General features: G+C 65.7%; 25 protein-coding genes. 5 read left to right on the top strand and 20 right to left on the bottom strand.

Translation table 11 applies throughout. From position 1 onward, the window contains the following. Nucleotides 1–10 precede the first annotated feature (10 nt). From folE to hpt, 4 genes are all read right to left on the bottom strand, one after another. Nucleotides 11–613: a GTP cyclohydrolase I FolE gene (gene folE / locus DFR67_RS03230; RefSeq protein ID WP_110467998.1), complete on the bottom strand. Its 603-nt coding sequence runs from the start codon at nt 611–613 to the stop codon at nt 11–13. After that, the gene (ftsH, locus tag DFR67_RS03225; protein WP_110467997.1) at nt 610–2,991 is read right to left on the bottom strand and encodes an ATP-dependent zinc metalloprotease FtsH; all 2,382 of its coding nucleotides are present in this window, start codon (nt 2,989–2,991) and stop codon (nt 610–612) included. Before ftsH ends, folE begins: the two co-directional genes overlap by 4 nt. Before the next feature lie 318 nt (nt 2,992–3,309). Next, nucleotides 3,310–4,734 (bottom strand): amidase, encoded by a 1,425-nt coding sequence (locus DFR67_RS03220; protein WP_110467996.1) that lies wholly within the window; start codon nt 4,732–4,734, stop codon nt 3,310–3,312. Between the two features lie 8 nt (nt 4,735–4,742). Further along, nucleotides 4,743–5,306, bottom strand: a complete 564-nt coding sequence (gene hpt / locus DFR67_RS03215; protein WP_084837317.1) for a hypoxanthine phosphoribosyltransferase — start codon at nt 5,304–5,306, stop codon at nt 4,743–4,745. Between the two features lie 291 nt (nt 5,307–5,597). Between hpt and DFR67_RS03210 the strand changes: the two genes are divergently transcribed. Beyond that, the gene (locus DFR67_RS03210; protein WP_110467995.1) at nt 5,598–6,251 is read left to right on the top strand and encodes a DUF8020 domain-containing protein; all 654 of its coding nucleotides are present in this window, start codon (nt 5,598–5,600) and stop codon (nt 6,249–6,251) included. Between the two features lie 9 nt (nt 6,252–6,260). Here the strand turns inward: DFR67_RS03210 and tilS are convergent, their stop codons facing one another. The 3 genes from tilS to dacB are packed head-to-tail and all read right to left on the bottom strand — an operon-like array spanning nt 6,261 to nt 9,594. Beyond that, on the bottom strand, nt 6,261–7,211 hold the full coding sequence (gene tilS, locus DFR67_RS03205; protein ID WP_110468297.1) for a tRNA lysidine(34) synthetase TilS: 951 nt from the start codon (nt 7,209–7,211) through the stop codon (nt 6,261–6,263). After that, complete coding sequence (locus DFR67_RS03200; RefSeq protein ID WP_110468295.1) at nt 7,208–8,224, bottom strand: zinc-dependent metalloprotease; 1,017 nt, start codon at nt 8,222–8,224, stop codon at nt 7,208–7,210. Before DFR67_RS03200 ends, tilS begins: the two co-directional genes overlap by 4 nt. Beyond that, nucleotides 8,221–9,594 (bottom strand): D-alanyl-D-alanine carboxypeptidase/D-alanyl-D-alanine endopeptidase, encoded by a 1,374-nt coding sequence (gene dacB, locus DFR67_RS03195; protein WP_245937694.1) that lies wholly within the window; start codon nt 9,592–9,594, stop codon nt 8,221–8,223. Before dacB ends, DFR67_RS03200 begins: the two co-directional genes overlap by 4 nt. A 118-nt stretch (nt 9,595–9,712) precedes the next feature. On the opposite strand from dacB, the gene DFR67_RS03190 reads away from it, so the two are divergent. After that, the gene (locus DFR67_RS03190) at nt 9,713–10,225 is read left to right on the top strand and encodes an inorganic diphosphatase (protein WP_110467994.1); all 513 of its coding nucleotides are present in this window, start codon (nt 9,713–9,715) and stop codon (nt 10,223–10,225) included. 59 nt (nt 10,226–10,284) lie between these two features. On the opposite strand, the gene DFR67_RS03185 is transcribed toward DFR67_RS03190, so the two are convergent. Beyond that, the gene (locus DFR67_RS03185; protein WP_245937693.1) at nt 10,285–11,979 is read right to left on the bottom strand and encodes an MDR family MFS transporter; all 1,695 of its coding nucleotides are present in this window, start codon (nt 11,977–11,979) and stop codon (nt 10,285–10,287) included. After that, nucleotides 11,976–12,446 (bottom strand): MarR family winged helix-turn-helix transcriptional regulator, encoded by a 471-nt coding sequence (locus DFR67_RS03180; protein WP_110468293.1) that lies wholly within the window; start codon nt 12,444–12,446, stop codon nt 11,976–11,978. The genes DFR67_RS03185 and DFR67_RS03180 overlap by 4 nt, the downstream gene beginning before the upstream one ends. Before the next feature lie 217 nt (nt 12,447–12,663). Between DFR67_RS03180 and alc the strand changes: the two genes are divergently transcribed. Beyond that, nucleotides 12,664–13,662, top strand: coding sequence for an allantoicase (gene alc / locus DFR67_RS03175; RefSeq protein ID WP_245937729.1), 999 nt, complete (start codon nt 12,664–12,666; stop codon nt 13,660–13,662). A gap of 100 nt (nt 13,663–13,762) precedes the next feature. Here the strand turns inward: alc and DFR67_RS03170 are convergent, their stop codons facing one another. The 6 genes from DFR67_RS03170 to DFR67_RS03145 all read right to left on the bottom strand — a co-directional run bounded on the left by DFR67_RS03170 (nt 13,763) and on the right by DFR67_RS03145 (nt 17,979). Continuing rightward, entirely contained in the window at nt 13,763–14,245 is a 483-nt protein-coding gene (locus DFR67_RS03170) for a hypothetical protein (protein WP_110467993.1), read from the bottom strand. Continuing rightward, entirely contained in the window at nt 14,242–15,063 is an 822-nt protein-coding gene (locus tag DFR67_RS03165) for an aminotransferase class V-fold PLP-dependent enzyme (RefSeq protein WP_146240353.1), read from the bottom strand. Before DFR67_RS03165 ends, DFR67_RS03170 begins: the two co-directional genes overlap by 4 nt. Nucleotides 15,064–15,192: 129 nt before the next feature. Then, nucleotides 15,193–15,816, bottom strand: a complete 624-nt coding sequence (locus DFR67_RS03160; protein WP_245937692.1) for a DedA family protein — start codon at nt 15,814–15,816, stop codon at nt 15,193–15,195. A gap of 40 nt (nt 15,817–15,856) precedes the next feature. Beyond that, complete coding sequence (locus DFR67_RS03155; protein WP_110467990.1) at nt 15,857–17,053, bottom strand: O-succinylhomoserine sulfhydrylase; 1,197 nt, start codon at nt 17,051–17,053, stop codon at nt 15,857–15,859. A gap of 45 nt (nt 17,054–17,098) precedes the next feature. After that, nucleotides 17,099–17,512 carry a rhodanese-like domain-containing protein gene (locus tag DFR67_RS03150; RefSeq protein ID WP_110467989.1) on the bottom strand — a complete coding sequence of 138 codons (414 nt, stop codon included), beginning with the start codon at nt 17,510–17,512 and terminating at the stop codon, nt 17,099–17,101. Continuing rightward, a complete protein-coding gene (locus tag DFR67_RS03145; protein ID WP_146240352.1) occupies nt 17,509–17,979 on the bottom strand; it encodes an Rv0361 family membrane protein in 471 nt (156 codons plus the stop codon). Before DFR67_RS03145 ends, DFR67_RS03150 begins: the two co-directional genes overlap by 4 nt. 137 nt (nt 17,980–18,116) lie before the next feature. On the opposite strand from DFR67_RS03145, the gene DFR67_RS03140 reads away from it, so the two are divergent. Next, nucleotides 18,117–19,133 carry an ABC transporter substrate-binding protein gene (locus DFR67_RS03140; protein WP_110467987.1) on the top strand — a complete coding sequence of 339 codons (1,017 nt, stop codon included), beginning with the start codon at nt 18,117–18,119 and terminating at the stop codon, nt 19,131–19,133. Nucleotides 19,134–19,318: 185 nt separating this feature from the next. Continuing rightward, nucleotides 19,319–20,743 (top strand): FAD-dependent oxidoreductase, encoded by a 1,425-nt coding sequence (locus DFR67_RS03135; protein ID WP_110468291.1) that lies wholly within the window; start codon nt 19,319–19,321, stop codon nt 20,741–20,743. A gap of 76 nt (nt 20,744–20,819) precedes the next feature. Here DFR67_RS03135 and DFR67_RS03130 read toward each other — a convergent pair whose 3' ends face one another. The 5 genes from DFR67_RS03130 to DFR67_RS03110 all read right to left on the bottom strand — a co-directional run bounded on the left by DFR67_RS03130 (nt 20,820) and on the right by DFR67_RS03110 (nt 24,114). Beyond that, on the bottom strand, nt 20,820–21,980 hold the full coding sequence (locus DFR67_RS03130; protein WP_110467986.1) for a sensor histidine kinase: 1,161 nt from the start codon (nt 21,978–21,980) through the stop codon (nt 20,820–20,822). Beyond that, complete coding sequence (locus DFR67_RS03125; RefSeq protein WP_110467985.1) at nt 21,977–22,624, bottom strand: response regulator transcription factor; 648 nt, start codon at nt 22,622–22,624, stop codon at nt 21,977–21,979. The genes DFR67_RS03130 and DFR67_RS03125 overlap by 4 nt, the downstream gene beginning before the upstream one ends. A 91-nt stretch (nt 22,625–22,715) precedes the next feature. Continuing rightward, a complete protein-coding gene (locus DFR67_RS03120) occupies nt 22,716–23,006 on the bottom strand; it encodes an SHOCT domain-containing protein (RefSeq protein ID WP_110467984.1) in 291 nt (96 codons plus the stop codon). Nucleotides 23,007–23,027: 21 nt separating this feature from the next. Next, nucleotides 23,028–23,471, bottom strand: coding sequence for a DUF6325 family protein (locus tag DFR67_RS03115; RefSeq protein WP_110467983.1), 444 nt, complete (start codon nt 23,469–23,471; stop codon nt 23,028–23,030). A gap of 229 nt (nt 23,472–23,700) precedes the next feature. After that, the gene (locus DFR67_RS03110; protein WP_084891202.1) at nt 23,701–24,114 is read right to left on the bottom strand and encodes a hypothetical protein; all 414 of its coding nucleotides are present in this window, start codon (nt 24,112–24,114) and stop codon (nt 23,701–23,703) included. Nucleotides 24,115–24,239: the final 125 nt, after the last annotated feature.

Here is a 24,239-nt window from a genome sequence, read left to right as displayed (position 1 = left end):
CTTGCGGAAATCAACTCCGTCGGGAGATCAAATCCAGGGCTTCGCCGCGCGACACCGCGCTGGTCTTGAACTGCCCGCGCACCGCGGAGGTCGTGGTGGACGCACCGGGCTTGCGGATGCCGCGCATCGCCATGCACAGGTGCTCTGCCTCGATCACCACGATCACGCCCCGCGGTTCGAGTTTGCGGACGATCGCATCGGCGATCTGCGTGGTCAGGCGTTCCTGGACCTGCGGGCGGCGGGCGTACAGGTCGACGACCCGGGCCAGCTTGGACAACCCAGTCACCTGGCCACTGGCACCCGGGATGTATCCGACGTGCGCGACGCCGTGGAACGAGACCAGATGGTGCTCGCACGTCGAGTACATCGGAATGTCTTTGACGAGCACCAGCTCGTCGTGTCCGACATCGAAGGTGGTCGCGAGGACCTCGTCCGGGTCGGAGTGCAGCCCCCCGAACATCTCTTGATACGCCCGGGCCACCCGGGCCGGGGTCTCTTTGAGACCGTCACGATCAGGGTCTTCACCCACCGCGATCAGCAGCTCACGAACAGCTCGTTCTGCGCGGTCGGCGTCGAAGGGGGTGATTGCGGTCAGCTTTTCGCGAGACGTCATTGTCCGTTCTGTCCGTTAGAGGGCGGATGGCCGTTCTGGCCATCGTGGCCGCCGTTGTGGTGACCGTTCGTCGGCGGCTGCCCGTAGGGGGTACCAGGCTGACCGTAGGGATTCACAGGCGGTTGTCCACCGTTGGACGGCGCACCGTTCTGGTACCCGCCGTTCTGGTAGCCCCCGTTCTGCTGACCACCGTTCTGCTGACCACCGTTGTGGGGTCCACCGTTCTGGCCGGCGCCGTTCGGGCCACCGGAGGGGGGCCAACCTGGGGCCGACCAACCCGCGGGAGCGCCGTAGTCGGGGCGGGTGCCACCGGGCGCCCCACCCTGTTGGGGCGTGCCCTGGTGCTGCGGGTACGGGGTCTGGGGCGGGTACTGCTGGCCCGGTAGTTCGCCGGGACCCGGCTGCGTATGCGGCCCGACCTTGGCGAGCTCGGGGGAACGCGGCGGTTCCGGCGGCCACGGCTCGCCCCGCTCCTTCGCCAGCTCACCCGGGGTCTTCACCGGAGGCTTGTCGCTGGGGGTGCGATCACCGAACTCGTTGAACGTCGTGATGCGCGGACGCTTCTCCACCTTGTCGAAGATCTTCTCGAGATCCTTGCGGGTGAGGGTTTCGCGTTCGAGCAGTTGGGTCGCGAGGACGTCGAGGATGTCTCGGTACTCGGTGAGAATCGCCCAGGCCTCGGTGTGTGCGGCCTCGATCAGGCGGCGCACCTCGTCGTCGATCTCACCGGCGACCTCGGCCGAGTAGTCGGACTGCGCTCCCATCGACCGGCCCAGGAACGGGTCCCCCTGCTCCTGGCCGTAACGCACCGCGCCGAGGCGCGCGCTCATGCCGTATTCGGTGACCATCGCCCGCGCGATCTTGGTCGCCTGGTCGATATCGGACGAGGCACCGGTGGTCGGCTCGTGGAAGACGAGTTCTTCAGCGGCACGGCCACCCATGGCCATCACCAGACGGGCGATCATCTCCGACCGGGTCATCAGGTCTTTGTCCTGCTCCGGGACTGCCAACGCGTGACCGCCGGTGCGTCCGCGGGCCAGGATCGTGACCTTGTAGATGGGGTCGAGATCGGGCATCGCCCATGCGGCGAGCGTGTGCCCGCCCTCGTGGTACGCGACGATCTTCTTTTCGTGTTCGCTGATGATCCGGCTCTTGCGGCGCGGACCGCCCACCACGCGGTCGACGGACTCCTCGAGGAGCTCGGCGGTGATGGAGGTGCGGTTCTCGCGGGCCGCAAGGAGTGCGGCCTCGTTGATGACGTTGGCCAGGTCCGCTCCGGACATGCCCGGTGTCCGCTTGGCCAGACCGTCGAGGTCGGCGTCAGCGTCGATCGGCTTGCCCTGCGCGTGGACATTCAGGATCGCCTTGCGTCCTGCGATGTCGGGGTTGCCGACGGGGATCTGCCGGTCGAAACGGCCGGGGCGAAGCAATGCGGGATCGAGGATGTCGGGGCGGTTGGTGGCTGCGATGAGGATGACCCCCGAACGCTCACCGAATCCGTCCATCTCGACGAGCAGCTGGTTGAGGGTCTGTTCCCGCTCGTCGTGTCCACCGCCGAGGCCGGCCCCACGCTGACGTCCGACTGCGTCGATCTCGTCGACGAAGATGATGCAGGGGCTGTTCTTCTTCGCCTGCTCGAACATGTCTCGCACGCGGGAGGCACCGACACCGACGAACATCTCTACGAAGTCCGAGCCGGAGATCGTGAAGAAGGGGACGCCGGCCTCGCCGGCAACGGCGCGCGCGAGCAGCGTCTTACCGGTTCCGGGAGGGCCGAACAGCAGGACACCCTTGGGGATCTTCGCGCCGAGAGCCTGGTAACGGGCCGGGTTCTGCAGGAAGTCCTTGATCTCGAAAAGTTCTTCGACCGCCTCGTCCGCACCTGCGACGTCGGCGAACGTGGTGCTCGGCATGTCCTTGTTGAGCTCTTTGGCCTTGGACTTGCCGAAGCCCATGACGCCGCCCTTGCCGCCACCCTGCATCCGGCTCATCACGAAGAAGAACAGTCCGAAGAGCAGGATCAGCGGCAGGATGAAGATCAGCATCTGCATCAGGAACGACTCTTTGTTGACGTTCGTCTGGTAGACGGCGCCCGAGGCGTCCACCCGGTCGAAGACCTCTTCCGTGGTCTGGGCCGGATACTTCGACGAGATCTTCTTGTCGCCGTTGACAGGATCCTTCAACGTCATCCGCAGCGTCTGCTCACGGTCGTCGATCTGCACCTCGTCGACGTTCTTGATGTTGAGTTGGGTCATCGCCACCGAGGTGTCGACGGCCTTGTAGTCGCGGTTGTCGTCCCGGAGCACGGTCCAACCCCAGATCGCCAGCACGATGACGGCGACGATCGCCAGGTTGCGAAAGACAGTCTTGCGGTTCATTGAGGTGTGTCAGCCGATCCCGACGGCCACGCAGGTGGCCCTCGCTGTGATCTCGGCGCGTCCTTCCAGTCGGGATGTCTGAAACATCAGGCTACCCGTCAACGATTCGTCGTGGTCGAGCGTTCCCTGCGGGCAGAATTTAGGACTTCGCTCACTTTCCTCCTGCATGCTTGTGAAACTTCACGAGCGAAGCGCAGTTCTGTGAGCAGTAGGCTCCGAAATCCCCCACGTCCAGAGCATTGCGGACCCATTGCGAGCAGGACGGCCCACCGAGGCGTCAACGGCAAAGCCTGTGGACACGACAGAAGTGTGGATAGCTCACACAACCTCGCCCTGCTCATGGAGTTTCACGAGCGAAGCGAAGTTCTTCGAGCGGGCTCCTCCATACCCTGGTGCGACCCTCTGCCAGGGGCGGGCAGCTTCGAGTTGCGCGGCGAGCTTCAGCAGCAACGCCTCCGACCCGGGCCGGCCTGCGAACTGAACCGCCATCGGAGTCCGGGAGACGGGATGCACACCGAAGGGCACCGACATCGCCGGCCAACCGAGCAGGTTGAACAATCCCGCATACGGCGCGTAGTTGAAGTTGGCCCACATGTTCGACGCCCAGCCCTTGGCGCTCCACCGTTGCGCCTTCAAGGGTGGGGTGGCCAGCATGGGAGTGAGCAGCAGATCGGCCTTGTTGCGATCGAGGTAGGCGAGCACCTTCTGCTCCACTGTGCTCACCTGCACGTCGTGGACCAGGTCGAATCGGCTGACGGCCCGGCCCAAAGCCGTGTGCGTCTTGCTGCGGCGCTGAAGTTTGGCGAGGTCGCCGCCCGCCTCGGCAATGCTGTCCGCGTCTGCCGCAGCGCCCGCGAACCACCGCAACAGCAACGGAGCCGGGTTGGCCGGGTACGGCAGGTCGGCATGCGGTACGCGGTGCCCCAGATCCGCCAGCACCCCGCTGCAACTGGCCTGGGCCTGGGCCCAGTGCCTGTCAGCCTTGCCCACCGCCAGCGGGAAGTTCTCCGCTACAACAATTCTCAGATGTCCGGGATCGGAGTCAGTCCCGGCGCGCGCCAGCTCGAGATCGTCGGCCATCACGCCCAGCATCAGCGCAGCGTCGGCGACGGTGGTCGCCAGCGGCCCGTTTTCGCTCATGTTGAACCAGCCGTTGCCGCCGAACTCGCGCGGCACCACGCCCAAGCCGGGTTTGATCCCGAACAGACCGCAATCTGCGGCGGGAATCCGGATCGAGCCGAGACCGTCGTTGCCGTGGGCCAAGACCACCTGCCCGCTGGCGATCGCTGCCGCCGACCCACCAGACGATCCGCCCGGGGTACGCGCGGGATTCCACGGGTTACGCGTGGTCACGGCGGGGTTGTCGGTGGTGCCCCACATACACAGCTCGGGGACCGCGGTCAGGCCCACCACCACCGCGCCGGCGGCGCGCAGCCGCCGCACGACGGTGTGGTCACTGAGCTGAGGCGCCCGTGAGGTCGCCTCGGAACCAATCGTCATCGGCTCGCCGGCGACGGAGACGTTGTCCTTGATCGCGATCGGCACCCCGGCGAGCGGCAGCTCGGCCAGATCCGGATGAGCGGTGAGGAGTTCCGCCTCGGCGATCGCCTTGTCTGCCCGCACCTTCACGAACGCGCCGATCTCACCGTCGCGCTGGGCGATCCGTTCCAGGGATTCCCTGGTCACCGACACCGGGTCCAGTTGCCCGGCGCGTACTCTCGACGCGATCTCGACGGCGGTCACGACAGCCCTCAGTCCGTGTAGACCTGTGGGTGCAGCCGTCCCACGTACGGCAGGTCCCGGTACCGCTCCGCGTAGTCGAGGCCGTATCCCACGACGAACTCGTTGGGGATGTCGAACCCGACGTCCTTCACCTGGACGTCGACGCGGATCGCGTCGGGCTTGCGGAGCAGGGTGCACACCTCGAGGGAGCGCGGGTGGCGGGTACGCAGGTTCTTGATCAACCACGACAGGGTCAGTCCGGAGTCGATGATGTCCTCGACGATGACGACGTCGCGGTCGTGGATGTCGCGATCGAGGTCTTTCAGAATCCGGACCACACCCGATGACGACGTCGACGATCCGTACGAGCTCACCGCCATGAACTCCAGTTGCGACGGGATGGGCAGCGCCCGGGCGAAGTCGGTCATGAACATCACCGCGCCCTTGAGTACTCCGATGAGCACCAGATCATCGGGAGCATCGCGATATCGCTCCCCTACGGTCTGCGCGAGTTCAGCGATCCGTGCCGAGATCTGCTCCTCGGTGACCACAATCGCTTCGATGTCGTTGCCATATGGGTCGCGCTGCTGCATCACGTACCTCATCATGCCTCAACCCGACCGGAGGTCACCGCGTGGATGCGCCGTCCGCTCCCCCAACCGAATGAAGTTATGGGAAAAGTATGAGCTTGAAGCTCACTTCTGATTAACTGACGGAGCTTGAAAGACGCAGGCAGTGTACGCAAGATTCCACGGGCCGAATCCAGACGCAGTTCGGGGCGTTCGACCACCGCGGTCGAACGAGGCGGAAAGATCGAATCAGGGCGCGTGGGGGGAAGACACGGACCGGGTAGAACGACAGCGCCCATGAACTCAGGAACTCGAATGAAACTCAGAAACGGATTGATCGCCATCTTCGCCACCGCGGCGACCGTCGCGGGCCTTGTCACCGCGGCACCGGCGAACGCTGCTCCGCCGTCGACCGACATCGGTTACACCGCCGACGTCGTCGGAGACCACGTCGTCTTCTCCACCGACGTCGGATCACTCCGCACCTCGGGTGGTCAATTCCAGATCGTCGATGCCAAGGGCAACGTCGCCGCCTCGATCCCGCTGCTCTACAACCTCGAAGACCAGCAGTTCCCGATCATCGCCGACATCACCGGCAACACCGCGACCCTCACCCCGGTCCGCGAGGGCGGCACCAAGGTGAACGTCAGCGACACCGTCCGCAAGCAGGTCGCCGACGGTCCCCGGACCCAGCAAGAACGCGACACCCAGGCGTTGTCCACACTGGGCACCTACGTCTCGGTGTCGGTGGCGGTCGGTGGGCTGATCGGAACCATCGTCGGCGGTGTCCTCGGCTGCGTCGTCGGGGCGTTCGTCGGCGTCGGGGTCGGGTGCTTCCCGGGCCTGGTCGCCGGGGCCGGGATCGGCACCATCATCGGAACCATCGCCGTCGGCGGTCCGACGTTGGTCGGGGCAGCGATCCAGTTCTTCAACACCATCAACTCGCCGTTCACCCCACCGGCGAACTAGCAACAACCTTCAGCGCACGCGGCGTTCGACGACCAGTCGGGCGTCGCGTCGTGCTATCTCCAGGCGATGAGTGTGGTCGCCGCCAACGGCGACCGGACCCTGTCCACGCCAGTCGTTCACCAATGCCTCGACCGCCTTGACCACACTCTCGGACGGTTCGGTCGCCCCCTGATGCAGCAGCCACCGCCGCAGCAGCCGCGACCGGATCGCCGGCGCGAGTACCGCGAGATCGGCGCAATCGACGACGTCGGCCGCGATCACCGCTTGGTGCTGGTCGACAACGTGCTCGACGACGTCGAGGTCGTCGCGCAGCTGCCCTGCGGTGCGGGCCAGCGCCTGCGCGACTCCTCCGTGCAAAACCTCTTCGAGCAGCGGCAGCACGTCGTTGCGTAGCCGCACGCGCGTGAACCGGGGGTCTACGTTGTGCGGGTCGTCATGGGGCGAGAGCCCGAGCTCGGAGCATGCGGCCCGGGTGGCTGCTCGCCTGATGGACAGCAACGGCCTACCCAGCGGCGCAGCCCACTGCTTCATCCCCGCGATGGAACGGGCGCCCGAGCCCCGCGCCAGTCCCAGGAGGACGGTTTCGGCCTGATCGTCAAGCGTGTGCCCGAGCAACACCGGCAGGCCCTCTCGGGCGTCGTCCAGAGCTCGATAGCGCGCTGTCCGGGCGGCTGCCTCCAATCCACCGGTGCGGCCCACCTCGACGCGCAGTACCCGTGCGTCCGCACCCAGTTCGGTCGCGGCAAGGGCGGCGCGCTCGGCCACCGCCGCAGAACCGGGCTGCAGGCCATGGTCGACGATCAGCGCCCGGACCCCGAGATCCGCACGAAGTGCCGCGGCGGTCAGGGCCAGCGAGTCCGCGCCACCGGACAAGGCGACACAGACGTCGGTGCCCGTCGGATACCGATCGACGAAGTCGGCCACGGCGCCGGTGATCTCGGCGACCGCAGCTGATCTCACAGCACCCGGTCGATCCACAATCGTGGCTGTTCGATCTCGGTGGGCAACGGCATCGTCTCGGGACCGGTCCAGATGGCGTTGAACCGGGTCATGCCCACGGTCCCCACCACTTCGTCCACAAAAGCCTTGCCCCGGATGTATTGGGCGAGTTTGGCGTCCATTCCCAGAAGAGCACGCAGCAGCCGCTGCACGGGATTCTGCGGCCGGGTGCGGCGCTTGTCGAAGGCGGTACGGATCCGATCGACTGTGGGCACCTTGGCGGGCCCCACCGCGTCCATCACATGGTCGGCGTGGCCTTCGAGCAAGGTCCCCAGCATCATCATGCGGCTGAAGGCCTCGTACTGCTCGGGCGACTGCAGCAGTTGCATCGCCCCGACGATCCCCTTCTCGCGCTGCCGGCCGTTCTTCATTGCGGCGCTGATACGACCGACCATCTCGCTGCTCGACTCGCTGTTCTCTGCGGTGAGGGCCTCGACGTTCGACGACATGTAATCACGCAACCAGGGATTGGCCGAGAACTGCACCCGGTGGGTCACCTCGTGCAGGCACACCCACAACCGGAAGTCACCGGGCACCACGTGCAACGCTCGTTCGACGGCGATGATGTTGGGGGTGACCAACATCAGCACTCCGTCGTTGCCCGACTCCGGATCAGGGGTGAACGGATCGTACTGGCCGAGTATCGCCCCCGAGAGCAACGCCAGCACTCCGCCCGCCTGAACACCGGCGAGGCGGCCACTGATCCCCGGCTTCGAGTCCTCCTCCTCGGTGTCGAGCATCGCCGACATCGACAGCGTCGCCGCCTCGATCCAGCCGCCGCGGTCCAGGATCCGGGCAGTCGGGACCGGCAGACCATCTGCCAGACCGGTGACCTCGCGGACCGGTGCTTCCGCGGCCACCGCAGAGGACGCCAACTCCTCACGTGCCGCGGTCAGGGTGTAGCCGGTGGTGATCGGCCCGGGCCTGGCGACCTTCTTGCCGACCGTGGCGGCGAGCTGCCAGTCGATACTCATCGGCACCCACAGTCGCGCAGCGCCACCGCGATCGCGTCGAGCGCGGGTCTCGCGACATCCGGCGATGTCCCGTTGGACATCAGGGCAAAACTCAACACGCGACCTTCTCTCGTCTGTACCACGCCGACCAGCGCGCTTGCGCCCGTGAGGGTTCCGGTCTTGGCCCGGACCCAGCCCGCTCCGGCCTGGTTCTCGGTCGCGAAGCGTTCGGCGAGGGTTCCCGTGGCCCCGGCCACCGGCAGCATGTCCAACAGCGGCCGGAGTTTGGGTTGCGCCGTGCCGGCGCCTGCGTTGACCACCTTGTCGAGGAGACCCGCCGAGATCCGATTGTCTTCTGACAGCCCGCTGACGTCAGCGAATACTGTGCCGTTCATGTTGAACCCATAGTCGCTCAACGCTTTCCGCACCGCGTCGATTCCGCCTGCCATGGTGGGCCTGCCACCGGTGGCCGCCGCGATCTCGATGGACACGGTTTCGGCCAGCACGTTGTCACTGGCCCGCATCATGTCGCCGAGCCGGGTGACCAGCGGCGCGGACTCCACCTGCGCGATCACCTGGGCTTCGGCAGGCGCCGTCGCCTGCGCCACCGCGGAGTCGACCCCGAGCGCGGACGCCAGCGCAGCCCCGGCCGTGACCGCAGGGGTGGCGGTTCGAGGCGAGTCGATCTCGAGCGGATCGATCCGGCCGGAGTCGGCGATCAGCGATTCGATCGGCGTGATGTTGCCCCCGGCGATATCCGCCGGGTCCCAGCTCTGCGCCATCGTCGGGCCACTGAATCCGCTGGTGTCCACGGCCACCGACGTCACGTTGATGCCGGCTTTCTTGATCTGGTCGGCCAGCTCACTGATGCGTGGGGCATCGGTGAAGAACGTCTGCGCGCCCGCAGGCTGCGCCGACAACGTCGGATCGCCGGCTCCCACCAGGATCACCTGGCCGCCCGCACCCGCGACCACGGTGGTCGTGATGCGCTTGTCGTGGGGCAGCGCCACGAGCGCCGCAGAGGCGGTGAGGACCTTGATCGTCGACGCGGGCACCATCGGCCGGCTGGGGGTGGCCGACCACAGGGTCTGACCGCTCACGGCATCGGAGATCTCGCCCGACAGCTGGCCGAGATCGGGGTTGGCCAGGGCCTGCGTGAGATCGGCACGCACGCCGTCCGGGGTCGGTGACGGGGCATCCGCGGCCACCGGGTTGATCCGGGGGGTCAGCGATGCCGGCGACGGTTGCGGAACTGCACCCTCGGGAAGCGCATCCGAATCCTGATCGACACGTAGTGCGATCACCAGCACGATTGCGGCCACCACGATCAGGACCACCACCGGAACCAGCGTCCACAGCAGCCCCTTGCGGCTGCGCGCACTGCCTGCCACTTGTTACCTCCGGTCAGAGTTTCCCGCCACGGTCCCGCCGAGCGCGACGGTTCCAGGTCTCCACAGTATCGTTGAGTCGATTTTGGGACCGGCTACGCACAATGCATCAGGAGGCACCGTGGACTTCGACGTCACCATCGAGATCCCCAAGGGACAGCGCAACAAGTACGAGGTCGACCATGAGTCCGGGAAGGTGTACCTCGACCGCTATTTGTACACCTCGATGGGCTATCCGGCCGACTACGGATTCATCGACGGGACCCTCGGCGAGGACGGCGACCCACTGGACGCGATGGTCCTGCTGCCCGAGTCCGTGTTCCCCGGCGTGATCGTCCGCGCCCGCATCGTGGGCATGTTCCGCATGACCGACGAGGCCGGTGGCGACGACAAGTTGCTGGCCGTGCCGGCCAAGGACGTTCGCTGGGACCACATCCAGGACATCGGTGACGTGCCGGAGTTCGAACTCAAGGCCATCGCCCACTTCTTCGAGCACTACAAAGACCTGGAGCCGGGCAAAGAGGTCTTCCCCGGTGGCTGGACCGGCAAGGCCGACGCCGAGAAGATCGCACAGGAGGCCATCGACCGTCTCGCCGAGCACCCGGACGAGGCCAACGAGCCTTCCCGCGGCTGACGGCATTCATCGGCAGAAAGGCCCGACCCCCTTTGGGAGTCGGGCCTTTTGCTCGGGAACTACGGTTCCACGGCGTCAGGTGTGTCCTTTGCCGCCTGCATGCCGGATTGAGTGCGCAGAGGAACTTCTTTCCAGAACATCACCAGGACGAGCGCGATCAACGACACGATCGAGACGCTCAGGAACACCTTGTCCATCGCGTCGGCGAATCCGACCTTGATCGGGCGTGAGATCGGTTCGGGCAGTTTGGCTATGACCGATGTGTCATCCATGACACTACCGGCCTGCCCGGCTGGAGCCCCTGGATTCTGGGCCGCGGCGGCCAGTCCCTTGCCGAACGCCGAGACCTGGGCATCGGGACTCTGCACCGCCTGTGCCACGGCCTGCCGGAACTGTGGCGAACTCGCCTCGTCCTTGAGGCCGTCGGTGATGTTCGGGCCCATCAGACTGAACAGCACCGAGAAGAAGACCGCGACACCGAGGGTTCCACCGATCTGCCGGAAAAACGTCGCGGACGCTGTCGAGACACCCATGTCCTTGGGCGGCAACACGTTTTGCAGGGCCAGGGTGAGCGGCTGGAGCATGTTGCCCAACCCGAATCCGAGTACGAAGGCCATCACCATGACGAGTGAGACCGGGGTGTCGACGCTCATCAGATGCAGCAGGAACGTCGACACCGTGAGCAGCACCGACCCGACGACCGGATAGATGCGATAGTGACCCGTCCGGGAGATGAGCTGGCCGGAGATGATGGACGCGCTCATCAGGCCGAGCACCATGGGCAGCATCTGCAGCCCGGCCATCGTCGGGCTCGACCCGCGGATGACCTGGAAGTACTGCGGCAGCATGGAGATCCCGCCAAACATCACCATTCCGACGACCACGGAGATCACGATGCCTTGGGCGAAGATCCGGTTCTGGAAGATCCGCAGCGGGATGATCGCCGCCTCCCCCATCTTGTGTTCGACCCAGACGAACGCGACGATGCCGACGACCCCGGTGATGTAGCAGGTCAACGCCCAACCGCTGCCCCATCCCCAGATCCGGCCCTGTTCGGCCACGATCAACAGCGGCACCACCCCGAGGGCCAACAGGCCGGCACCCCACCAGTCCACCCGCTGCCGCGCGTTGCGGATCTGGTCGTAGTCGAGCACGCGGAACACGACCAGTAGGGCGACCAGGCCGATCGGGACGTTCACCAGGAACACCCAGCGCCACCCCGAGACGAAGAGGATCGAATCCTGGCCGGCGAGAAGTCCGCCGAGTACGGGACCGATGACACTCGAGGTCCCGAAGACCGCGAGGAAGTAACCCTGGTACTTGGCGCGCTCGCGAGGGGGCACGATGTCGCCCACGATCGTCAGAGCCAGCGACATCAGGCCACCTGCACCGAGCCCTTGCAGCGCGCGATAGCCGGCGAGTTGATACATCGACGTCGCGGTGCTGCACAGCAGCGACCCCACGATGAAGATCGAGATCGCGGTCATGAACAGCGCCTTGCGCCCGTACATGTCCGACAACTTGCCGTAGAGCGGCGTCACGATCGTCGCGGTGACCAGGTAGGCGGTGGTCACCCACGCCTGCAGCGAATAGCCCTGGAGGTCATCGGCGATGGTCCGGATGGCGGTCGAGACGATGGTCTGGTCCAGGGCGGCGAGGAACATGCCGAGCATGAGGCCGCCGAGAATCGTCAGGATCTTGCGATGCGAGAGTTCACCGCCGCCGGAGACAGCCGACTCGGCGGGCCCGCTCAACTCGACCCCTCGTCGGACGCCGAGCACGCCAGGGTGGCCTCGGCGTCTTCCACGAAGCGGCCCATCAGCGTGGTCAGAGCGTTGACGTCACTTTCTGCCCAGTCGTTCATCATCGCCCTGAGTTGCTCGCCGCGACGACTACGCAATTCGGAAACGCGTTCGCGGCCGGTGTCGGTGGCCACCAGGATCGTCGCGCGGCCGTCGTTCGGATCGGCCTCTCGCCGCACGTATCCCAGCCGCACGAGGTGGGCGACGTGCCTGCTGATGGTCGAGGGGTCGGCGAACATCGCCTCGGCCAGTTCGCCCGACCGGGCCGGGGCGTCCGCAAGCCGAAACAAGCAGTTGTAGGCAGCGGTCTCGACGATTCCGTCGGGCGTTCGCAGTCGCATCGCCGCGAGCCGCTCGCGGATCTGTGCGTACCGGGCGAGGACCTCTATGAGATCGTCGACCTGATCAACCCGTGTCATCGCTTCCACGACCCCTCTCGGCTCCCACCGCTTGTTCCTTACGGCGATCAACGAGTTTCGCCCCACAACTACTTGGCCGCCGCAAGTATGCGCGCAACCAGATCTGGACTGCAACCACCGCGAACCGATCAGGCGGGTTCGACCCACCACCTCCCGCGCACTAATCTCAGTTGTCGTGACCCCATCGCCTCCATCCTCCCGCCCGCATTTCACGTCGATGCCGGATCTGGCGTTGCGGACCCTCGGGGGCGCCGTCATCTGGACCAACGATGACCTGTTCGCCGAAGCGCAGAATCTGATCAAGACCCCGTCGGCCGAATACCAGCCGGCCACGTTCGGCCACAAGGGTCAGGTCTACGACGGCTGGGAGACCCGACGGCGTCGAGAAGACGGCGTGGATCAGGCGATCATCCGGCTGGGCGTGCCCGGGATCATCTACGGCGTCGTCGTCGACACCTCCTGGTTCGTGGGCAACTACCCTCCCTACGTCTCCGTCGAAGCCGCAGCGGTGCAAGGCATTCCGACGACCAACCAGTTGATCGAAGAGACCGAGTGGACGACCATCGTCGACCGGACCGAGGTCAACGGCGACACCTTGAACCCGTTTCGCGTCGACTCCATGGAGCGGTTCACCCACGTTCGTCTATCGATCTACCCAGACGGCGGTGTGGCGCGGTTCCGCGTCCACGGCAGAGGAACGCCTGATCCGCAGTTCCTGTCGTACGGTCACTTCGACCTCGCGGCCTTGGAGAACGGCGGCATGATCACGGCGTGCTCCAACATGTTCTACGGCTCGCCGAACAATCTGTTGATGCCCGGGCGCGCCCGCACCATGGGAGAGGGCTGGGAGACATCCCGTCGCCGCGACTCCGGCAACGACTGGGTCCAGATCAAATTGGCAGGTGAGTCCACCGTCGGTCTCGCCGAACTCGACACCAGCTACTTCTTGGGTAACGCGCCGGGCTCGGCGATGATCCGCGGACGCGACGGCGAGAACGGCGAATGGTTCGAACTGCTGCCCCGCACCGCGCTGCAGCCCGACACGCGTCACCGCTTTCTCGTCGACGTCGACCGGCCGCTCACCGAGGCCCGGATGGACATCTTTCCCGACGGCGGGATGGCACGCCTACGGCTTTACGGCCAGCTCACCGACGACGCCCGCGCCAAGATCGTCGACCGATGGCATCACGGCGAACGCGCGCAACCACCGGCCTGACGACAAAAGCACTCCGTCCGGTCAAAAGCACCTGTTCAAACAAGTGTTCTTGACCGGACGGAGTGCTTTTGTGTACGGGGTGCTTTTCTGTGACGTCGGGTCAGGCCGCAGCGGCGCGCTCGCGCAGGCGCGGCAGCACCTGCTCGGCGATGAGTTCGGCCGACGCAGAGACCGACCCCGAATCCGGCCGGGTGTCGAGCGGGCGCAAGATGACCGCGTCCGCGACCTCGGCCGTGTACGCGTCCAAGATCAGGCTCAGCAGGCCGGCGGGGGTACCGACGTATCGCACGGTGTCACCGAAACGCGATTCCCCGAGTCGCAGCAGTTCGGCGCGGGCGGTCCCGGCGTCTTCGGCGATCAGTACGTCGACCTCGAGCGCGACGACCAGGTCGGCGGGATCGTCCCCGAGGTCCTGCCAGCTCGCCCGCAGCTGCGCGCGTTCCTTGATACCGCCGCGCAATTCCGGCTGGCGGATACGCCGCACCACCGAGGCCGAAGCGTCGGCGGGACGCGGTCCGCTCCAGGCGATCGGGGTCTCGCCGTCGATCGCGACCAGCAATTCCGGTCGGGTCCGACCTGTCATGACGCCTCCTGCTCGAAAACAACGTGTGCCAGCACATCCAGCTGACGTGCGATTTCTTTGTGTCCGGTGCCGACGCCCCACCGGATGGGTACGGGTTCGAAGCGGCCTGCCACCGCGATCTCGGTGAGGCCGACCCGGTCGCGAGCGTCGGGCCACAACCGCAGTCTGCGCGCGCCGGGCAGTGCGCGCACGGCCTCGTCGACCACCGCGGACAGCGACTCCTCGTGAAGACCGATCCAATCGAAACCGAGGTCGGCGATGGCAAGCGCCGCCTGCGCGAAACCATGTGCGACCGACCCATCGACATGGACGGAGTCGGCCTGAGGCAGCCGGTCGCCGCGACCGATCAGCGCGGCAGGCCCGAATCCGGCGATCGTCGCGCCCGACAACACGACGTAATCGATGCCGTGACTGGTGAGATTGAGAACGCGACGGGGTGCGAGCTGACCGGCATCGACCAGTAACCGGGCACCGTGACGGTGAGCGATCGCCGCCAGCCGGGGCAGCGGCAACACCTCGCCGGTGGAGTCGACGACACCGGGGACGATCAGGAGTTCGGCATCTCCGGCGACGAACTCGGCCTCCACGGCCGCGAGGGTGTGCGCGAGATCGACCTGCGCCGCAACGACCCGGAATCCGGGCGACGCCGTAGAGGTCGCCAGATCCGCACGTACGTCGAGCATGACGACGTCACCCGACACCTGATCTGCAACCAGGGCGATCGCCTCGTCGACGTCCTCGGCGAACAGCACCCGGTCATCGACACGGGCCCGCACGAAACCGGCGAGTACATCTCTGGGATGCGCTGCTGGAACCATCGCCGCGGACGTTCCTTTCGGGTCGGGACTGTCGATGAGCACCCGATTCGAGCACTCGTACTCTGAGCAACAACTTAGCGCCGGTGAACTATTTCCCGGCGGCTAAAAGTCGTCGTGATTGTTAGTCCCTCACTCCGTGGGCGACCCGATGTCCACGGAAGTCCTGCGACGCAGGAGTCGCCGGATGCCGAAATAGGCGACCACCACCAGCGCGGCACCGAGGGCGAAGTACAGCAGCAGGCTGGCTCCGAGTGTCTGCCCGAGCGCGTAGCCGACCACACAGACGACCACCACCCAGACCACCCCACCGACCACGTTCGCGAGCAGATACTGCCGAGTCGGCATGTGACTCATGCCCGCCACGAAGGGGGTGACGGTGCGGACATACCCGATCCACCGGGCACCGACCACCGCGACGACGCCGCCGTCCCGGATCAGCGTCTCGGCACGGGCCCACCGCTCCTCGCCGATCCAGCCACCGAAGCGGGAATGGGTGATCTTGTCGCCCGAACGTCTGCCGATCAGGTAACCGGTCCAGTCACCGAGTACCGCGGCCACGCTCGCCGCGACGATCAGCCACGCGATGTTGGTGCTGCCGATGGCCGCGGCAACGGCGCCGGCCAGCAATACCGTCTCGCCGGGTAACACCAGGCCGAGCAAGGCTGCGGCCTCACCGAAGACGACGCCGCACACGATGAGGTACACCGCCCAGGGCGGCGTTGACTGAACAACCGACACAATCCAGTCGGCCACCGAGTGCAGGATGACCCACCGTCCCCTCTATGCCGGGTAGTTACAGCGCTTGATCGATATCGTTGAGCAAATCGTCGATGCCTTCAAGCCCGACCGACAAACGAACGACAGAGTCCGACAGTCCGATCGCGGCGCGGCCCTCCGGTCCCATCGCGCGATGCGTGGTGGTGGCGGGGTGCGTGATGAGCGACTTCGAGTCGCCGAGATTGTTCGAGATGTCGACGATCTTCAGCGCGTCGAGCACCTCGAACGCTCGTGCCTTGCCCGAGGCTCCGGCCGACGGGGCGAGTTCGAACGTCACCACGGTGCCACCGCCAGACATCTGCCGCAGCGCCAGATCGTGTTGCGGATGAGACTGCAGGAAGGGGTATTTCACCCAGGCAACCCGGGGATCGGCTTCCAGGAACTCAGCGATGCGCAATGCCGAGTTGGTCGAGTGATCCACGCGCAGCCGCAGTGTCTCGAGCCCCTTGAGCAACGTCCAGGCATTGAACGGGCTCAGGGCCGGACCGGTGTGCCGCATCAGGGTCTGCACCGGGCCGTCGATGTACTCCGCCGAACCCAGCACGGCACCGCCCATCACCCGGCCCTGCCCGTCGATGTGTTTGGTTCCGGAGTAGACGATCACGTCGGCACCGAGGTCGAGGCCGCGTTGCAGCAGCGGCGTCGCGAAGACGTTGTCGAGTACCACCTGCGCGCCGGCCGCATGTGCGAGCTCGCAGACCCGCTCGACGTCGACCAGCGTCTGCATCGGATTCGACGGTGTTTCGAAAAAGACCGCCGTGGTCGGCTCCGACAAGGCCTGCTCCCACTGCTCGAGGTCTTCGCCGTCGACGAACACCGTCTCCACACCCCAGCGCGGCAAGATCTCGTTGCACACGACGAAGCACGAGCCGAAGAGGCTGCGGGCGGCAACCAGGCGATCGCCTGCCTTGAGCAGGGCTCCCAGCGCGACGAACACCGCAGCCATACCGCTCGCGGTGGCGAAACAGGCTTCGGCACCATCGAGTAGGCGTAGTCGCTCCTGGAACATCGCGACGGTCGGGTTCCCGTAGCGGGAGTACACGAACCGCTCGTCTTCGCCGGTGAAGGCGCGTTCGGCCGCTGCGGCCGAGGAGTAGACGTAACCGGAGGTGAGATACAGCGCTTCGGAGGTCTCCTCGAAGTTCGAGCGGGCCAAGCCGCCGCGAACCGCCAGCGTGTCCGGTGAGACCCCTTCGGGCAGTGGGCTATTCACGTTTTTCCTCCGTATGTGGTGATGCCGCGCGTGGCAGGGGTGATGCTACGACTGGCGCCACGGGAGTCCCACGGCCTTCCACCCTGCCGCTCCGCGGTGACCCTCGGCGTCGATGGCTCCTTCGAAACCGTCGAGCACGTTGTAGGCCTTGTCGATGCCATCGGCCGTCGCTGCCTGCGCGGCTCCGATCGACCGCTGGCCGGATCGGCACAAGAAGACCACCTGCTGGTCGTCGGCGACGCCTGCAGCCCGCAACTGTGCGACGAAGTCGGAGTTCTTGGCGCCGTCAGGAAAGCTCACCCATTCGATGAACACGGTCTGTTTACCGGTCCCGGTGAGATCGGGTACGCCGACATAACTCCATTCGGCCCTGGTGCGGCAGTCGACCAGCACCGCGGTCGGGTCCTCGGTGATGATCTTCCATGCCTCTTGCGGGGTCAGGTCACCTGCGTAGCTCATGAACACACCTTCCAGGAGTCGCTCTCCTTGACCAGTGTGACCGGAGTGATCTGGGTCTGCGTCTTCTGCTTACGGAACGAATGCACGTTGGCAGTCGCCCGATCGCCGTTGACCACCGTCTCCGATATGTTGCTGATCTCGATCTGCCCGTCGGCCTCGCGGGCCTCGGTCTGCTCCGTGGAGAACGCGTCCTCGGACGGGAAGTCCGCCGAATCCCGCTGTGCCGCGCAGGTCAGCGCCCGGAAATTGCTGTAATTGAGCGCATTCTGGGCCGTGTAGTAGTCGTTGATCGTCCGGGACACCTTCGACTCCTCCGTGAGCCGGTCCTCGGCAGGCCGCACCACGTGCATCACCCCGATCGCGCCCAGCACGAGTACCACGATCGCGACCGCGATGAGGAACGGCCACGGGGTCCGCCGCTCGTCGTCTTCCAGCGGAGGGACCGCATTCTTGTCGGTTGGTGCCATGGTCGCGAGCTTATAACCCGTATTTGCCCACCCCATCACCGCCGTGAGACGCTGACCGCAGAACATTGGTGAGCCAACCCTTAGAAGAAGGATTCTCGCCAGGCCGACCCGAAGGTGAGGATCCACCCGTGCGATTCATGAACTCCCGACGAACGATGTCCCGCGCGGCAATCGCGACCGCAACTGCCGCCGCACTGATCGGGATCACGGCCTGCTCGGCCCCCGACGAGGACAGTGACAGCGCCGCCGCATCGGTCACCGCCGAACAAGGCGCCCTGCCGGTGACGATCACCCACAACTTCGGCGAGACCAAGGTCGAGGCCGAGCCCGCGCGCATCGCCACCCTCGGCCCCGGCGATGCCGACATCCTGATGGCACTCGGGATCACCCCGACCACGATCGTCCCGTTCAACGATCCGACGGGCAAGAATGTGGTCGAACCGTGGAACGAGAAGTACATCGCGGAGAACACCCCCGTCTCACTCGGCCAGGCCACCCAGGACCTGGGCGCCGACATCCCCAAGGCGCTGGCCACCAACCCGGATTTCATCGTCGCCGTGAACAACGCGGTCAGCCAGGAGCAGTACAACAACCTGACCAAGGCCGCACCGACCATCGTTCGCGAATCCCAGTATCAGGATTGGCTGATCCCGTGGGCGGCCTCCACGGCTGAGATCGGCAAGGCCGTCGGCATGCCGGAGAAGACCCAGGAACTGATCGACCAGACGAACGCCAAGTTCGACGAGGCCAAGGCGCAGTACCCGAACATGGTGGGCAAGAAATCGGCCGTCATCATCTCCGGCGCGGACGGCTCGATTTCGATCTTCGGCCCGGGCGACGGCCGCGGCCAGATGCTCGTGGAGCTGGGCCAGATCTTCCCGGCAGAGCTCGAGCCCCTGGTGACCAGCGGTTTCTACGGCACCATCTCGAACGAGAACCTCAACCTGCTCAACAACCTCGACCAAGTCGTCGCCATCGACTGGGAAGGTTCGAACGAGCAGCTCAAGAACAATGCCGTCTTCAACAACCTCGACATCGTCAAGCGGGGCGGCGTGGTCTACCTCGATCAGCGGATCGGCAGCGCGATGTCGGTGCCGACCGTGCTGACCATCCCGTGGGCGATCGACCAGGTGGCACCCAAACTGGGCGCCTGACCCACCTGCCCCGGCGCGCGGGGCCTGGCGGAAGTCGAATCAAAGCCGTCGAGTTCAGCTCGACAGTGGCCGGCGATTTTGGTTCCCGCCAGGTCCAACGCCTACCGTGGGGTGTTGAGCCCCGTCCGGGCTTCCGCATCGGCGGAGGCCGGAACTCCTACTCGTACGAGAAAGCACTCCGACTCATGAGCGATCAGAACCGTCCTCTTCGCGTGGCCATCGTTGGCGCCGGCCCTGCCGGTATCTATGCCGCCGATGCCCTGATGAAGTCGGACAAAGCCAAAGACCTCGCGGCGCCGGGAGCGGAGCGAGCGGGCCAGTTCGACGGTGTCTCGATCGATCTGTTCGAGAGGATGCCGGCACCGTTCGGGTTGATCCGTTACGGAGTGGCCCCCGATCACCCCCGCATCAAGGGCATCATCAACGCCCTGCACAAGGTGTTGGACAAGCCCCAGATCCGGCTGATCGGCAACGTCGACTACGGCACCGACATCGCCCTGGAGGACCTGCAGTCGATGTACGACGCCGTCATCTTCTCCACCGGCGCCACCGACGACCGGATCATGGACCTCCCCGGCATCGACCTCGACGGCAGCTACGGCGCCGCCCAGTTCGTCGCCTGGTACGACGGACACCCCGACTTCCCCCGCACCTGGCCCCTGGACGCGGAAAAGGTCGCTGTCATCGGCGTCGGCAACGTCGCACTCGACGTCGCCCGCGTCCTCGCGAAGACCGGCGACGAACTGCTCCCCACGGAGATCCCCGCCAACGTCTACGACGGACTCAAGAACAACAAGGCCGTCGAAGTCCACGTCTTCGGACGGCGCGGACCCGCCCAGGCCAAGTTCACCCCGCTCGAACTCAAAGAACTCGACCACTCGCCGACCATCGACGTCATCGTCAACCCCGAAGACATCGACTACGACGAGGGCTCCACCGTCGCGCGCCGCTCGTCCAAGATCACCGACCAGGTCGCCACGATCATCGAGCAGTACGCCATCCGCGACCCCAAGGGCCGCCCCCACAAACTGTTCCTGCACTTCTTCGAATCCCCCACCGAGATCCTCGGTGAAGACGGCAAGGTCGTCGGCCTGCGGACCGAACGCACCGAACTCGACGGCACCGGCAACGTTCGCGGCACCGGCAAGACCACCGACTGGGATCTCGGAGCGGTCTACCGCGCCGTCGGCTACCTCTCGGACAACCTGCCGCAGATCCCGTTCGACGAACAGGCGGGCGTCATCCCCAACGAGGCCGGCCGGATCTTCGACCAGGGCGCGCACATGACGGGTATGTACACCACCGGCTGGATCAAACGCGGCCCCGTCGGCCTCATCGGCCACACCAAGGGCGACGCCAACGAAACCGTCGACTGCCTCCTCGACGACGCCCTCGCCGGCAAGGTCCTCGACCCCGCGACCCCCGGTGACGACGCCATCATCGACTACCTCGAGAACAAGAACGTCGCCTTCACCACCTGGGATGGCTGGTACCGCCTCGACGAACACGAACGCAAACTCGGCGCCGCAGAAGGCCGCGAACGCGTCAAGGTCGTCGAACGCGAAGACATGCTCGCCGCATCAGAACCAGACAAGGTCAAAAAGGGTTGAGGCTCCGCCTCAGGTCAAAAAGGGTTGAGGCTCCGCCTCAGGTGAACAAGGGTTGAGGCTTCGCCTCAGGTGATCCCTACCGTGGCACGGTGATCGCGATACGCGTTCCGCCGCCGGTCGGCTCCGAGATGGTGAAGGTGCCTCCGGCTCCGATCACCCGGGCAGCCTGGGCTCCGATCCCGATGTGACCCTGCGCGATTCGGTCCGGGACGATCGACGGGTCGAAACCGACGCCGTTGTCGGTGACCACCAGCAGCACCGAGGTGTCGTCGCCGCCGAGTTCCAGGGTGACCTCGGTGGCGTGAGCATGCTTTGCGACATTGGTGAGCAACTCCCCCGCAGCGGTGTGGAGAAGTCCTGAAAACTCACCGACATCGACAGGTGCCAGCTCGAGTCGGACGGCGACCCCGGAACGGTCCTCGAACCGCCGGGCCAACTCCTCGAGCGCCGGCGCGAGTCCCAGTTGCGCCAGGACTTGGGGATGCAGACCCGACACCAGCTCCCGTAATTCGGTGGCCGTACTGCGGAGGTTCGCCATCACCGGCGCCAGACTCTCAGCGGATGGACTGTCCATGGCGTCTTCGAGATCCATTCGCGTTGCGAGCAGCGTCTGCAGCGGACGGTCGTGCAGCGCCTCCGCCAGCACCGCGCGTTCGCGATCCGCGACAGCCAGCGTCTGGGTGACCAGTTGCCGCTGCGCCGTGAGCAGCGAATCAATCCGCCGAGATCGCCGCAGCAGGACGTACGACAGACCGGTGGTGGCCGCGGTCAACCAGAGAAGGAATCCGAAGTTCAGCCAGGTGACGTTCTTGTCGACATCCGCGGCGCCCGGGTCCGTCAGCCAGACAACCAGATAGGCCACCGACGTCACGCCGCCGATCAACCCGGTGGCCCAGGGCGCTCCCTTGAAAGCGACCGCGATGGGTATGAGGAAGAACGCCGGCTGCAACATCGACGTGGCTCCGCCGGAGAACGCGGCGAGCCCGATCAGTCCGAGCACATCGATTGCGGGAGAGGCGATCTGGATGCGGGGAGGGGCCTGGCGCCGGTAGACCACGGCAAACCATCCGACGGCGATGAGCGCGTAGACGGCCAGTATGACGTAATAGCCGGGGCTACTGACCTCACCGTCCGGGATCGCCACACCGAGCAACCCGAACAGGACCACCAGCAGCAGTCGCAGTGCCGCGGTGATACGAACCAGACTCGCGTCCGCGGAGGATTGAGGGCCGGTCACTCGAGTAACCGGTGCCGCATCGCCTCCGCCACCGCAGCGCCCCGGTCCGAGACCCCGAGCTTTTGATACAGCCTCTGCACGTGGGTCTTCACCGTCGACGGAGCAACAAACATCACCTCGGCCATCGCGGGCACACTCTTGCCCTCTGCGATCATGCCGAGGACCTCTTTCTCGCGCGCGGAGAGCACGGGAGCAGAGCTGTCGCGGCGCATCTGGATCTCGCCGACGAGACCGGCAGCCAGGTCACCTGCGAGCACAGGTCGTCCGGCGGCACAGTCGAGCACTGCGTCGACGATCTGCGAGCGACCGGCGTCCTTGGACACAAAGCCGTAGGCACCCTGGGCGATCGCGTTGTAGACGATGGCGCTCTCGGTGTGCGCCGACAGCAGCAGCACCTTGGTGGCGAGCCCGTCCCGCCGCACCGCAGCAGCGACCTCGGCACCGTCCATCTCGGGCATGCGGAAGTCGATCAGCGCGACGTCGGGCAACTCGCGCTGGATCGCGGCCAAGGCCTCACGGCCGTCACCTGCCTCGGCCACCACGTCCACGAAACCGCTACCCGACAGGGCCCGCACCACACCGTCGCGGATCATCGGGTGGTCATCTGCGACGACCACCCGGACCCGCTCGCTCGAATCGCGCATGAAGAACTCGTACCACGCCGCTCGCCCGGGCGCGCCGACTCGCCCGCGGCGCAGCAGGTCAACCCCTCGTCACCCGCGAGAGGAAAAGCACTCAGGACGCGAGAATTTTGGCTTTTTCCGCCGCGAACTCGGCTTCGGTCAGCACCCCCTGGGTACGCAGCTCGCCGAGTTCACGCAGTGCGCTGATCCGATCGACGCTCGACGCGGGTGCCGCAGCGGGCGGTGCAGCGGCAGGCTGCGCAGGCGCTGCCTGTTGCGGGGCCTGCTGTTGCGCCTGTTGCGCCCATCGATTGCCTTGACGGCGTGAGACACGGTTGGACACCGACGTCGCCGTGCCGGCGATGACGGCGGTACGGGCTACGCCGCGTAGTAAACCGGGCATGAGATGTTCCTTTCGCTGTCTTCAGACGCCGAGCGCGTCAAGGGAGTCGAGCAGTTCCTGGGTGGGTATCCGTCCGGAGGCGACCATCTGTGCGCCGTTGCGTCGTAGCGCGGAGGCGAACGGTGCGGCCCAGTGGTTCTCGTAGATCAAGATCGCTCCGGAACAACCCGGTTCGAGCGCGGAGGCCGCCTCGTCCAGATCCTCGCGGGCAATCAGGCCCGAGGTCGCTCCGGCGAAGATCGACACATCCAGGTCGCCAGTGAGGCCGAAATCCTCGATCGCGACCGCAAAGATCGACCCGTCCAGTTCTTTGCGCACGAAGACGAGGTCGAGCAGCTTGATGATCCCGCGATTGACCAGGTCGTCCAACAGCGGCAGAGCCGAACCGTCAGGGGTGCGATCGGCGGGGAACTCGATCACCAGATAGTCGATGGGGCCCACCTCGGCCGCCTCGGGTTCCGTCATTGGTGTCTCCTTCTCAGAGCGTGGATTGGCGATCAGTTCTCGACTGTCGTGACCTGCAGACGAGTCTGATCCCTCTGCTCCTCGGTGCCCTCATCCCTTCCGGATGAGTTCCGCAGACAGAAACGATCCCTTCTCCTGACGGGGAGAATGTGCGGACGGTCTACGTCAGGAAAAGGGATCGCTGCCGGCATGAGATCTCACAGCGCCGACCTCAGGCCGAGGGTCGGAGCTAGTTGTCGATGCGCTGAACGTTGGCCCAGAAACCGATGTTGTTCTGCAGCGGATCGATGTCGCTGGAGATGGTGTACCCGGAGATCGAACTCGGGAAGCAACCGAACCACTTCGTCTCGATGCGCAGCTTCTGGCCCTCCTTCAGATTCGGGGAGAACTTCTCGGCGCCACCGAATTCGTGCAGGGTCACGTTCGGCCAGTTGCGTCCGTGTGCGGTGACCTCCATCCAGCGCACCATGTACCAGGCGTTCTGCCAGGGATCACCGGGCTTGCCGAACGAGCAGTACACCCCGCCGGTGAGAGCCAGATCAGGCGCCGCCGCCTGAGCCGGAGCTGCAGCCACGACACTGCCCGCCGCAATCCCGACCGCCGCCGCTGCGGCGACCGCAGCGCGAACCATTTTCTGCTTCATCTTCACTCCTTCTTCGTGAATGCCACCGACACAGCGGCCTTGCAGGTGAATCGGTCAGCTACAGGCTGAGTGTTAGCCAAGAAACAGATAAGAAACTCCATGTCTTCGTTTCGTGATCGTTCCGT

The sequence above is a fragment of the Williamsia limnetica genome (assembly GCF_003217475.1).
Taxonomy (GTDB): Bacteria; Actinomycetota; Actinomycetes; order Mycobacteriales; family Mycobacteriaceae; genus Williamsia; species Williamsia limnetica.
The sequence above is the reverse complement of the archived record's forward strand: the minus strand, read 5'-3'. Positions and strand labels throughout refer to the sequence as shown.